The 11,726-nt window shown below is 69.1% G+C and carries 13 protein-coding genes and 1 tRNA gene; 5 read left to right on the top strand and 9 right to left on the bottom strand.

The features are described 5' to 3' along the window. Nucleotides 1-187 precede the first annotated feature (187 nt). The 5 genes from QO010_RS10140 to QO010_RS10120 form a co-directional block, all read right to left on the bottom strand. On the bottom strand, nt 188-2,422 hold the full coding sequence (locus QO010_RS10140) for an arylsulfatase (RefSeq protein WP_307348784.1): 2,235 nt from the start codon (nt 2,420-2,422) through the stop codon (nt 188-190). A 137-nt stretch (nt 2,423-2,559) separates the two neighbouring features. Then, a complete protein-coding gene (locus QO010_RS10135) occupies nt 2,560-3,213 on the bottom strand; it encodes a cytochrome b/b6 domain-containing protein (RefSeq protein ID WP_307348782.1) in 654 nt (217 codons plus the stop codon). After that, the gene (locus tag QO010_RS10130) at nt 3,210-3,668 is read right to left on the bottom strand and encodes a c-type cytochrome (protein ID WP_307348780.1); all 459 of its coding nucleotides are present in this window, start codon (nt 3,666-3,668) and stop codon (nt 3,210-3,212) included. The genes QO010_RS10135 and QO010_RS10130 overlap by 4 nt, the downstream gene beginning before the upstream one ends. 68 nt (nt 3,669-3,736) lie before the next feature. Then, nucleotides 3,737-4,744 (bottom strand): cobaltochelatase subunit CobS, encoded by a 1,008-nt coding sequence (gene cobS, locus QO010_RS10125; protein ID WP_307348778.1) that lies wholly within the window; start codon nt 4,742-4,744, stop codon nt 3,737-3,739. A gap of 63 nt (nt 4,745-4,807) precedes the next feature. Next, nucleotides 4,808-5,461: a J domain-containing protein gene (locus QO010_RS10120; protein ID WP_307348776.1), complete on the bottom strand. Its 654-nt coding sequence runs from the start codon at nt 5,459-5,461 to the stop codon at nt 4,808-4,810. A 53-nt stretch (nt 5,462-5,514) separates the two neighbouring features. Here QO010_RS10120 and QO010_RS10115 point away from each other — a divergent pair, with 53 nt between their 5' ends. From QO010_RS10115 to QO010_RS10105, 3 genes are all read left to right on the top strand, one after another. Next, a complete protein-coding gene (locus QO010_RS10115; RefSeq protein ID WP_307348774.1) occupies nt 5,515-5,784 on the top strand; it encodes a BolA family protein in 270 nt (89 codons plus the stop codon). A gap of 57 nt (nt 5,785-5,841) precedes the next feature. Further along, a complete protein-coding gene (locus QO010_RS10110) occupies nt 5,842-6,714 on the top strand; it encodes an RNA polymerase factor sigma-32 (protein ID WP_307348772.1) in 873 nt (290 codons plus the stop codon). A gap of 49 nt (nt 6,715-6,763) precedes the next feature. Beyond that, nucleotides 6,764-6,840 (top strand) — tRNA-Arg (locus QO010_RS10105). Nucleotides 6,841-6,846: 6 nt separating this feature from the next. On the opposite strand, the gene QO010_RS10100 is transcribed toward QO010_RS10105, so the two are convergent. The 4 genes from QO010_RS10100 to QO010_RS10085 form a co-directional block, all read right to left on the bottom strand. Then, nucleotides 6,847-7,449 carry a pyridoxamine 5'-phosphate oxidase family protein gene (locus QO010_RS10100; protein ID WP_307348769.1) on the bottom strand — a complete coding sequence of 201 codons (603 nt, stop codon included), beginning with the start codon at nt 7,447-7,449 and terminating at the stop codon, nt 6,847-6,849. 56 nt (nt 7,450-7,505) lie between these two features. Then, the gene (locus tag QO010_RS10095) at nt 7,506-9,389 is read right to left on the bottom strand and encodes a sensor histidine kinase (RefSeq protein ID WP_307348767.1); all 1,884 of its coding nucleotides are present in this window, start codon (nt 9,387-9,389) and stop codon (nt 7,506-7,508) included. Next, entirely contained in the window at nt 9,389-10,024 is a 636-nt protein-coding gene (locus tag QO010_RS10090) for a response regulator (protein WP_307348765.1), read from the bottom strand. Before QO010_RS10090 ends, QO010_RS10095 begins: the two co-directional genes overlap by 1 nt. 92 nt (nt 10,025-10,116) lie before the next feature. Continuing rightward, a complete protein-coding gene (locus QO010_RS10085; RefSeq protein ID WP_307348763.1) occupies nt 10,117-10,575 on the bottom strand; it encodes a hypothetical protein in 459 nt (152 codons plus the stop codon). 171 nt (nt 10,576-10,746) lie between these two features. Here QO010_RS10085 and QO010_RS10080 point away from each other — a divergent pair, with 171 nt between their 5' ends. Then, entirely contained in the window at nt 10,747-10,923 is a 177-nt protein-coding gene (locus tag QO010_RS10080; protein ID WP_307348761.1) for a hypothetical protein, read from the top strand. Nucleotides 10,924-10,927: 4 nt separating this feature from the next. Further along, nucleotides 10,928-11,719 (top strand): tryptophan 2,3-dioxygenase, encoded by a 792-nt coding sequence (locus QO010_RS10075; protein WP_307348759.1) that lies wholly within the window; start codon nt 10,928-10,930, stop codon nt 11,717-11,719. Nucleotides 11,720-11,726: the final 7 nt, after the last annotated feature.

Below are 11,726 nucleotides of genomic sequence, written 5' to 3'. Positions count from 1 at the left end.
CCGCTTCTCTTAATTCCTCGCCCCTTGGGGCCAGGTGGCGGCGAAGCCGACGGAGTGGGCCGTGGAACACACGGGAGGTCCAGATTGAGCTTTGTCGGAGTGGACATGCCTGAAAGTCCGTGTGCTCCCAAGAGCCCACTCCACCACTTCGTGGTCCCTCTCACCCAAGGGGCGAGGAATTTGGGATCTACTGCCTCGCCAATTCCGCCGCCGCCACGCCCTCGCTGTCCAGCCGCTGGTCGCCGTCCATGGTCACGGTCACCTTCCGAAGTTGGCCGGTGAACTCGAAAGGCGCCGCGTAGGGCGCGACGGGGCTGCCCCGGTCGCGGCCGATGTCCAGGCCCGACCAGGAGACCATGTTCATGAAGCCGAGCGGGGTTTCCACCGCCCCGGCCGGTTCGCCGTCGATCAGCAGGGTCAGGCGGCGCGGGCCCGACTCCGGCCGGTGGCAGGCCACGGCCAGACGGCGCAGGCCGGGGGGGATGGTCCGGTCGGAACTCACGGTGACCAGCTGGCCGCCGACGTTCATCACGTGATGCAGATGGCCGTTCTCGACGAACAGGGAATAGCCGCTGGTGGCGTCGCCATGGGCGATCAGCACGCCGCGATCGCCCTCGCCCAGCCGCGCCTCGGCCTCGATGCGGTAGGAGCGGCCCCGGACGTCGGGCGCCACGTCGGTGGGCAGGTGGCCCATGCCCTTGTGAAAGACGAAGTGGTTTCGGGGGCCGTGGAAGCGAGCGGCGTTGTCGGTGAAGCGGGCGATGAAGCGGTCGTCCAGCGGCAGCACCTTGCTGGTCTCGGCCACCGCCCACCATTCCTCGATCATCGCCTTGAGGCGCTCCGGCTCGACGGCGGCCAGGTCGTTGGTTTCCGAGAAATCCCTGTCCAGATGGTAGAGTTCCCAGACATCATCGTCGAAGGCCCGCCCCGGCGGGTGGTAGGCCACGGCCTTCCAGCCGTCCTTCCACAGGCCCCGGTGGCCGAACATCTCGAAATACTGCGGGCGCCGGCGCGGCGCCGCGGCCGGGTCTTTGAGGCTGGCCGCAAAGCTCTCGCCCTCCAGCGGCATCTGAGCGACGCCGGCGACACTGGCCGGGGCCTCGATCCCCAGTGTCTCCAGCAGGGTCGGGACCAGGTCGCTGACATGGGTGAACTGGGTGCGCAGCTCGCCCCGCGCCTTGATGCCGTTCGGCCAGCTCATCACCAGCGGGTCGCGGATGCCGCCGCCGTGGGTGTTCTGCTTGTAGCGGCGCAGGGGCGTGTTCGAGGCCATCGCCCAGCCCAGCGGGAAGTTGGTGTGGGTGTCGGGGCCGCCGATGTCGTCGATGCGGGCGATCTTCTCGTCCAGCGGCTCGAACCGCATGTTGAGCGGGCCCATGACATTGACCATGCCCAGCGGCCCGCCCTCCTGGCTGGCGCCGTTGTCGGACATGACGATGACCAGGGTGTCGTCGGTCAGCCCCGCCTCGTCGAGGAAGGCCATCAGCCGGGCCAGATGCTGGTCGGCGTGCTCGAGCATGGCGGCGTACGCGCCCTGCAGCCGGCTGAACAGCCGCCGCTCGTCGTCGGAATGGTCGGCCCAGGCTTTCACGTAGTCGTTGCGGTCGGGCATGGCCGTGTCGGCCGGCACGATGCCCATGCCCTTCTGGCGGGCCAGCCGTTCCTCGCGCTCGACGTCCCAGCCACGCGAGAAGACCTGGTCGTATTTCAGGATCAGGTCGCGCGGCGCCTGGTGCGGCGCATGGCAGGCGCCCAGGGCCAGCCAGGTCAGCCAGGGCGTGTCCGGCGCGTCGGCCGTGTGGTCGGCGATGAAGCGGATGGTCTGGTCGACCAGGTCCTCGGTCAGGTGGTAGCCGGTCTCGTAGGTCCCCGGCGCGTCGCAGGGCGTGTTGTCCCGCACCAGTTCGGGCGAATACTGGTCTGTCTCGGCGTCCATGAAGCCGTAATAGCGGTCGAAGCCCCGGCCCAGCGGCCAGCCGTCGAACGGACCGGAGGGGCCGGTCTCGGTCAGCGGGGTCACGTGCCACTTGCCGACCATGTAGGCGCGGTAGCCGTGAGGCTTGAGCATCTCGGGAAGGATGCCGGCCTCCTTGGCGATCTTGCCGCGATAGCCGGGATAGCCGCTGTCGAAATTGGCCAGGCAGCCGACCCCGACGCTGTGGTGGTTGCGCCCGGTCAGCAGGGCGGCCCGGGTCGTCGAACACATGGCCGTGGTGTGGAAGCCGGTATAGCGCAGCCCCCGTGCGGCGATGGCGTCGATGGTCGGGGTGTCGATGGGCGAGCCGTAACAGCCGAGATCGGAGAAGCCGACATCGTCGAACAGCACGACCAGGATGTTGGGCGCGCCTTTGGGAGGCTTAGGCGCGTCGGGCCAGCTTGGCGTGGACTCGGCAACGGTGCGGCCAATCTTCGGCGCGGTCATAGTCGTCTCCCAACCCCCAGTTTTGACACTACGCGAGCCAGGTTTTTGGGAAATAGGAAGGGGGTTACATTTTTCGTTATTCGCCCCCCTCACCGTCATCCTGGGCACAAGGCCCAGGATGACGGTTTTGATGGTGGCTACAGCCCCGCCTTTTTCGACAGCCAGAGCAGCAGGGCGAAAACCCCACCGGCCAGCACAAGGCCGACGAGCAGCGCAAGGACCGAAAGCGGCTTGATCCCCACCGCGCCATCGGGGGCCCTGGCCCGCCCGGTCAGCATCGGTCTGACCAGGTTGGAGCCCCTGGCCGCATAGACGGCGATGGCCGCCAGGTGCAGGGCGATCAAGCCCAGCAGGACATTGAACACGAACTCATGGGCGTGGGCGGCCAGCCGGGCCTGGTCGAAGCTGACGAAGTTGGCCAGCGGCCCGGCCTCGATAGCGTCCTCGTCCATGGAGAAGAGACCCAGGCTCACCTGGGCGGTCAGGGCCACGAACATGGCCGCCACGCTCCAGCCCCCCAGGGGGTTGTGGCCGAGCGTCGCGCCGCCCTTGCCTGAGAGATAGGCGGCGATCCGCTTGGGCCCGCCCAGCAGGCCCTTGAACCGCGCCGTCTGCGGCCCCGCGAAACCCCACCAGATCCGGAAAACCAGCAGGGCCGCGACCGTGTAGCCCGACAGCCGGTGCCAGGCCATGTGCTCGGTCTCTTGCGTCCACCAGGAAAACGGGATCAGCAGCGCCAGCGCCCAGTGAACCAGGCGCAGCGCCGCGTCCCAGACCCGTATCCGGGTCAATCCTCGGCCTTGTACTTGTCGTGGCAGGCCTTGCAGGCCAGGCGGGTGGCGCCGAACTGGGCCTTGATGGCGTCCATGTCGCCCGAGGCGACCGCCGCATCCAGCTTGCCGGCCTGAGTGGCGAAGTTGGTGCGCGCCGTGGCGAACCCGGCCGCGTCGCTCCAGATTTCGGACTTGGCGTGGGTCTTCACGCCGGACTCAGGCCCCGAGCCCTTGGGGAACCAGCCACCGACCTGGGCCGAGGAGGCAACCAGCTTGGCCGAAAACACCTTGAGATCGGCCGCCGAGGCGCCGCTGCCCAGCCCTTGGCCGAGGCCTTTCAGGGCGCCGCCCTGGCCCTTCATGCCATCCTGCCGGGTCTTGATCACCGCCGCCGCATCCAGGGCCGCGTAGGATGTCCCCGCCACGGCCAAAGCCACGCCGGCCGCCAGAACGGCGCTCACCACGATCTTCATTCGAACACTCCTGCCTCGGACCCTCGGGCCCATGATAGGCCGGGGACACAGGGCTCTGGCAAGTGCTGTCAGGCCACCTTAACCCGCGCCGCGCTCTCGGGCAGGTCGGTCCCGAAGGCGCGCTGGAAGAACTCGGCCACGGTCGGCCGCTCCAGCTCGTCGCACTTGTTCAGGAAGGTCAGCCGGAAGGCCAGCGCGATGTCGCCGGCGAAGATCTCGGTGTTCTGCGCCCAGGTGATCACCGTCCGCGGGCTCATGACCGTGGAGATGTCGCCGTTCATGAAGGCGTTGCGCGTCATGTCGGCCACCCGCACCATGGCGGCGATGGTCCGCCGGCCCTCGGCCGTGGCGTAGCCGGGCGACTTGGCCAGCACAATCTCGGCCTCGGCGTCATGGTCCAGATAGTTCAGCGTGGTGACGATCGACCAGCGGTCCATCTGGCCTTGGTTGATCTGCTGGGTGCCGTGATAGAGGCCGGTGGTGTCGCCCAGACCAATGGTGTTGGTCGTCGAGAACAGCCGGAAATACGGGTTGGGTCGGATGACCCGGTTCTGGTCCAGCAGGGTCAGCTTGCCCTGCGCTTCCAGCACCCGCTGGATGACGAACATCACGTCCGGCCGGCCGGCGTCATACTCGTCGAACACCAGCGCCATCGGCCGCTGCAGCGTCCAGGGCAGCATACCTTCGCGGAATTCGGTGATCTGCTTGCCGTCCTTCAGGACGATGGCGTCCTTGCCGACCAGGTCGATCCGCGAAACGTGGCTGTCCAGGTTGACCCGGATCATCGGCCAGTTCAGCCGCGCCGCCACCTGCTCGATGTGGGTCGACTTGCCGGTGCCGTGATAGCCCTGGACCATCACCCGGCGGTCGAAGGCGAAGCCGGCGCAGATGGCGAGCGTCGTCTGGGGATCGAAGCGGTAGGCCTCGTCCAGATCGGGGACGTGACTGTCGCGATGGCTGAAGGCCGGGACCTTCATGTCGCTGTCGACGCCGAAGACTTCGCGGATCGAGACCTGCTTGTCGGGAACCAGGGTCAGCAACGGATCGGCGGCGGGAGGGATCGTGGTGTCAGCCATAATGCAAAAGGCATTAGCGCCTAATCGCCGATAAGCAAACGGCTGTTTGAGCCAATTAGCGGTTCAGACCATCCCGGCTTTGCGCAGGGTCTTGAACGCCTTGATCACCCGCTGCAGCCGGTTCTCGGCCGAGCGGTCGCCGCCGTTGGCGTCGGGGTGGCAGCGCTTGACCAGCTCGGTGTAGCGGGCGCGGATTTCCGGCCCCAGCGCCGATTCCTGCAGATCCAGGTCGGCCAGGGCGTTGCGTTCCATTTTGCCCAGGTGGCGGGCGTTCTCCGGCGCCTGCCGCTCCTGGCCCCCGCCCTTGCCGAAGCCGAACAGGCTGAACGGATCGGCCCAGCCCATCGGCCCCTTGGCCTGGGCCGCCGCCTCGCGGGAGCGGTTGGAGGCCTTGAAGCTCCAGGTCGGCCGCTCGCCGGTGGCGCGCTCGGCCTGAGCCTTGATGATCTGCTCGTCGTTCATGCCGGCGAAGAAGTTCCACGACTTGTTGTACTCGGCCGCGTGGGCCTGGCAGAACCAGTAGTGCTCGTGCATGCGCTCGCGCGACTTGGGGGCCTTGGCGGTGGCGGCCAGCCGGCAGTCGGCATGCTCGCAGGGCCGCTCGCCGGGCTTGAGCGTGAAGACGTCAGCCTTAGCCGCCGCTTCCTCCTCCTCCGGCTTGGGGGGGCGGACGCGGATGTCCACGAATTTCGGACGGTATTGAAAGGCGCCGGGCATGAGCCGAAGTATGGGGCGAAACCCTTCTCATTCAAGAATTGAACATTGCGCCAATGGGCCCCATAATTACCGCCATCCGCCAAAAGTTGACCGACGCGCTGCAGCCCACCCGGCTGGAGGTCGTTGACGACAGCGACCGCCATGCCGGCCATGCCGGGGCGCGGGAGGGTGGCGAGAGCCACTTCACCGTCACCATTGAGGCCGCGGCCTTCGCCGGCCAGTCGCGGGTGGCCCGCCAGCGGGCGGTCAACACCGCCCTGGCCGACCTGTTGGCCGGGCCGGTCCACGCCCTCTCGATCAAGGCCCTCGCCCCCGGGGAGTGATCCAGGGCGGCGAACGCTGCGTATCGCCAGGGTTAAACCCTTTGGAGCGAGCCGCCCGTGGCCGAGCCGATCACCAGCGATACCGCAGACCGGCGCTTCATCCGCCGGGCCATGCGCGCGCCGCTGCTCAGCGCCGACCACGAGCAGGACCTGGCCGTGCGCTGGCGCGAGGCCGGCGACGACGGGGCGCTGCACGAACTGACCGAGGCCTACATGCGGCTGGTCATCGCCATGGCCAGCCGCTTCCGCGCCTATGGCCTGCCGATGAGCGACCTGGTGCAGGAGGGCGCGGTGGGCCTGATGCAGGCGGCCGAGCGTTTCGAGCCGAGCCGGGCGGTGCGGTTCTCGACCTATGCCGGCTGGTGGATCCGGGCGGCCATGCAGGACTATGTCATGCGCAACTGGTCGATCGTCCGCGCCGCCCCGACGGCGGCCGGCAAGAGCCTGTTCTTCAACCTGCGCCGCCTGCGGGCCCGGCTGGGGGCGCTGGAGGGCTCGCTGACTCCCGACCAACGCCAGGCCATCGCTGTCGAGCTGGGCGTCGAGGAAGACGAGGTCGCCAGCATGGCGATGCGGCTGGCCGCCGGCGACCGCTCGCTCTCCACCCCGATCAGCGACGATTCCGCCGAAAGCTGGCAGGACCTGATCGTCGACGAGGCCGGCAGTCCCGAGCAACAGGTCAGCGACCACCTCGACGGCCAGACCCGTGAGCGGGTGCTGGCCCTGGCCCTCAAGACCCTGACGCCCCGCGAACGCGAGATCATCCAGGCCCGCCGCCTGTCCGAGGAGCCCTGCACCCTCGAGGCGCTGGGCGCGCAGATGGGCGTCTCCAAGGAGCGGGTCCGGCAGATCGAGCAGCAGGCCCTGGGCCGCCTGCGCGAGGCCATCCGCGCCGAGGTCGGCGACGAGGCCCTCTCAGGATTGGTTTAGGGCGGGGCTGGTCTAGCCCCGCGGTTTTGGGCTACCAGTCGCCCCGCGTGGCCCGGTAGCTCAGCCGGATAGAGCAGAGCTTTCCTAAAGCTAAGGTCGGGGGTTCGAGTCCCTCCCGGGTCGCCACTCGTCCTAGCCCTTGAACGTCGGCTGGCGCGGATGGACGTCGTCCTTGAAGACGTCGAAACCCTTCCAGGCCGGCTCGACCGGATCGTGGCCCGCCACCGGGATGTAGGGCGAGGGCTGGGCCAGCTCCAGGCTCGGAATATAGCGCGGACAGTTGGGAAAAATGGCGCGCGCCTCGACGCGGACGATCATCTGCGCGCCGACGGTGCTCCCCAGGAGCGGACCATCCCGGTCGATGCGGGCGATCCCGTTCACCCGCAGCCGCCGCGGCGCCCCGTGCAGGGCGATGAACAGCAGCGCCACATTCGGATTGACCTCGATGTTGCCCAGGCTCCTGAACATGCCGTTGCCATCGTAGTCCGGGAAGGCCAGTTCCGACGGGCCGGTGACCTGGACGAAACCGGCGGGACCGCCCTTGAATGAGCAATCCGGCTGCCCCTCATGGTCGGCGGTCGAGAGGAAAAAGTAGATGGCGCTCTCGATGAAGGTCTTGTCGTCCTCGGTGAAGGCGGTTCGCTTCAGCTGCTCGAGACGATCGGCAATGCGTCGGCTTTCGAAGCGGTCCTGCAGGGCGCGGCTGCCGTCGTGGTAGAACCTGTCACTGGTCATGGTGACCCCTCCGTGAGCGCCCCGGCAGGATAACCCAAAGCTTCCTTGACGTCGCCTCAACCGTCCTCGCGCCAGGCGTCGGGGGGGATGGTCAGGGTGACACTCGATCCGTCCGCTCCGGACTCGATGGCCAGCATGACGCCGATCAGCTCGGCCCGGCGGCGCATGTTGGCCAGGCCCCGGCCGGCCGCGACAGTGGCAGGTTCGAAGCCCCGGCCATTGTCCTCCAGCGACAGCACGATGCCCTGGCCCGCCGTGCGCTGCAGCCGCACCTCGATGCGGTCGGGCTTGCCGTGCCGCAGGGCGTTGGTGCAGGCCTCCTGCAGGATGCGGTAGATCTGCAGGGTGCGGTCGGGACCCAGGCCCGCGATCCGGCCGACGTCCTCGATCCGCCAGACCAGGGTCGCGCCGGCCGCCTCGCAGCGCGGCTCGATCTGGGCGCGGAAGGCGCCGAGGGCCGCGGCCAGCGAGCCCTCGCTCTGCTCGAGCGAACCCACCACCATGCGCAGGTCGTCCAGGCTCTGCTCCAGGCCGTCGACCAGGGCCGGGCCGGTCAGCCGGTTGGCCCTGGCCCGCATGACCAGGCCCAGCAGCTGGCCGCCCAGGCCGTCATGCATGTCGCGCATGATGCGGGCCCGTTCCTCCAGCAGCAGGGCCTCGCGCTCGTGTCGCTGGCGGTCCTTGAGACCACCCAGGATTTCCCGCTCCCGTTCCGCCACCAGCAGGTTCAGCTTGTCGGCGGTGGCGGTGGCGGCCTCGAACACGCCCCGGGCGCGAACGGCCAGCGAGAGCAGCAGGGCCAGCGGGAAGAAGGTCACCGCCGCGCTGAGGAAGATGCCGTAGCTCTTGATGAAACGGACGGTGGCGATGTCGGCGACCGCCGCCAGCAGCACGAAGATGAAGGCCGAGGCCTCGATGGGATCGCGGCCCCCGCCGCTCAGGTAGTAGGCGACGAGGCGGGTCAGGCAGAAGGCCAGCGTCGCCAGGCCCAGCCAGCCGATGATCCGGTCGATGTCCTGCAGGCCGACGGCGGGATCGAACTGCAGCCGCGCGGCGATCAGGGCGACGCCCATCCCGCACAGGAAGAGCACCAGCCATCCCAGGCGCTGGCGGGACCCAGCGTCCCAGACCCCGGTGATCCAGCCTCGCCCGGGCCCGGTCTCGGGCGGGGCCAGGACCGAGGTCCATTCCACGAAGAACCAGACGAGGAAGGCCAGGGTCGCCAGGAAGGCGGCCATATAGAGCCCGCCATTGGCCACCGGCCCCCAGGGCGGGTCGGTCATCATCAGCCCGACATGCTGCAGCGCCCAGCCGGCGCTCAGGCCCGCCAGCGACAGCAGCAGGCCCCGGGCGCCGAACAGCGGCGCGGCGCAGAAGCAGAAGGCGGCCACGAAGGCCCCGATGATCGCATTGGTCAGGGGCAGGTCCGACCGCAGGAACCGCAGGGCCAGGAAGGAGGGATAGAGGGCCCGGTATTCGCCCAGGTGGAACGGCCGCAGATGGCCGAAGCCGACCGCGCGCGTGACCACCAGGTCGATGCGCGCGCCGGGTCGGAAGTCCTCGCGTGGGATGCGCAGCAGCAGCGGGCGGCGGCTGAGGACGGTGTCGGCCCGCCCCTGGCCGGCGACCAGGCGGCCATCGACATAGAGCCAGGCGTTGTCCTGGGCGCTGCTGATCAGCAGGGCGGGGTCGGCAAGGCCCATGTCGGCGGCTGTGAGCGGGACGCGGAAGACCAGCGGGGTGGCGGCGCAGCAGCGGCCGACGGGCAGAGCGGTCGGGGTGACGCCGGTCCCGGACACCAGGCCGGCCGAGGCGATCAGCCGGCCGGGCGCGTTCTCGGCTGTCAGGTTGGCCCAGAGCAGCAGGCCACTGAGCAGGATCTGCAGGCCGATGATGACCGCCGCCAGCAGCCAGCGCCCTACCGCAAAAGGTTGGGGCATCAGTCCTTGAACCGGATCAGGCCGGCCTGGACGGCCTCGAACACCGCCTCGCCGCGCGAGTTCACCGCCAGCTTGCGATAGATCGACTTCACATGGTCGCCGACCGTGTTGGGCGAGATGCCCTGCAGCCGGGCCACTTCCTTGTAGCGGAAGCCCTTGGCCAGGTCGGTCAGCACCGCGATCTCGCGTCGCGACAGGGCCGGGCCGCCGGTCATCGGGGCGTCGGGGGGCCGGCGCATCCGGGCCAGGATGTGGTTGGCCACAGAGGGGCTGATCGGCGCGCCGCCGTCCAGGACGGTGCGGATGGCCTCGGCCGCCTCTGCGGGCTTGGCGCCTTTCAGCAGATAGCCGGCGGCCCCGGCCTCGATGGAACGCACGACGCTCTGGGCGTCGCCGAACACGCTGATGACGATGACCTTGATCCCATCGGTGCGGCCGTCGATCTCACGGATCAGCTCCACCCCGTTGCCGTCGGGCAGGGCCAGGTCGATCAGCAGCACGTCGACGCCTCGCGCCAGCAGCTCGCGGCCGGCCGTCAGGCAGTCGGCGACGCCGATGACCTCGAGGTCCGGCGCCTGGCCGACCGCGTAGGCCAGTTCATCGCGCAGGACGGGGTCGTCCTCGATGATCGCCACGCGCGCCCGTTTCTCAGCCGTCGCCACTCCATTGCCCTCCGTCCCGCGCCGACAGCATAGCCGCCGGCGCGGTCAGCGCCACCCTTGGCCGCCTAGGTCGGCGGCGGGGGCGGCGGCGGCGAGGGCGGCGGGTTGTCGTCGTCCTGCGTCGCCTCCACGACACCCCAGATCACCAGCCCCGCGCCGACCGCGAACAGCACCTTGTGGCTGGTCGGCTCGAACCAGCCGCCATCGCCATCGTCGGCGGCGTTCAAAGCGAACGGCGTCGAGATCCGCGGGGCGCCCCCCTGGCCGAACGACAGGCTGGCCAGGTCCAGGCTGCGCACCTGGCCCTCATCGCCGGTCTGCGAGAACCGCAGCGCTACCTTGGGCGCGGCCTGCGCCTTCGGAACGCCCAGCGGCAGGCTCCAGCGCAGCGCCACGCTCTGGCCCTCGGCGCCGGCCTGGCGAAGGCCGTTGCTCCCGAAATCCTGCGCGCCCGCCGCGCCGGCCCCCAGCGTCCCAAGCCCCAGCGCCGCCGCCGCCAGGCCCATCTTCGTCAATCCACGCATCCCGACCTCCCAGTGAGACTTCAACAGCTCGAAGGTCGCCGCGGGCGGGCTGCGCGACAATCACATGGACTGGGGATGGTCCGGCGCTCGATCGGGGCCCAAACTCGCGTTGCCGCGACTGGCGACATCCCGGACTGGCGACATCCCGCGCGGGCGGCGCTACAAGCGGGCATGGCCGATCCCATCGACAACGCTCCCCCCGGGGAGACCCCCATCCAGCGGGCGCTGCGCCTGAAACAGGCCGCCCTGGATAAGAAGCCCAAGCCGCCGCGCGGCGGGCGCTTCCAGCGCGAGCAGGCGGCGGCCCACGCCTCCTCCTCCAAGTCCAAGCCCTGGATGTCGCGCTAACCCCATGGCCGGCCCGATCACCTATCGCAGCTATCTGCGCCTCGACGACCTGCTCGCCTGCCAGACCCCGCTGTCGCAGGCCCATGACGAACTGCTGTTCATCTCCATCCACCAGGCTTCCGAGATCTGGATGAAGCTCTGCCTGCACGAGCTGCGGGCCGCGCGCGACCATGTCGCCAGCGACGTTGTCTCCCCGGCCCTGAAGATGCTGTCCCGGGTCAGCCGCATCCAGACCCAGCTGATCCAGTCCTGGGAAGTGCTGGCGACCATGACCCCGGCCGACTATTCGACGATGCGCGGCTCGCTGGGCGGCAGCTCGGGCTTCCAGTCGGACCAGTACCGGCAGATCGAGTTCCTGCTGGGCAACAAGAACGCCGGCATGATCGAGGTGCACGAGGGCGACGACGCCATCCAGGCGGTCCTGCGCCGCGACCTCGCCGCTCCCAGCCTCTATGACGAAACCCTGCGGCTGCTGGCGCGCCGCGGCCTGGCGATTCCGGCCGATCGGCTGGAGCGGGACTTCACCCAGCCCTACGCCTATTCGGAGACGGTCGAGGCGGCCTGGGCGGCGATCTACCGCGAGCCGGACCGCTACTGGGACCTGTATGAACTGGGCGAGAAGCTGGTCGACCTGGAATACCATTTCCAACTCTGGCGGTTCGGCCATCTCAAGACGGTCGAGCGGGTGATCGGCTTCAAGTCGGGCACCGGCGGCACCCCCGGCGTTCCCTACCTGGCCAAGGTCATCGAGCAGAAGTTCTTCCCCGAACTGCTGGGCGTGCGGGTCCGGCTCTGAAGCGCCC

The sequence above is a fragment of the Caulobacter ginsengisoli genome (assembly GCF_030814835.1).
Lineage (GTDB): Bacteria > Pseudomonadota > Alphaproteobacteria > Caulobacterales > Caulobacteraceae > Caulobacter > Caulobacter ginsengisoli.
Note: the sequence above shows the minus strand (reverse complement) of the source record. Positions and strands in the feature narration are given on the sequence as shown.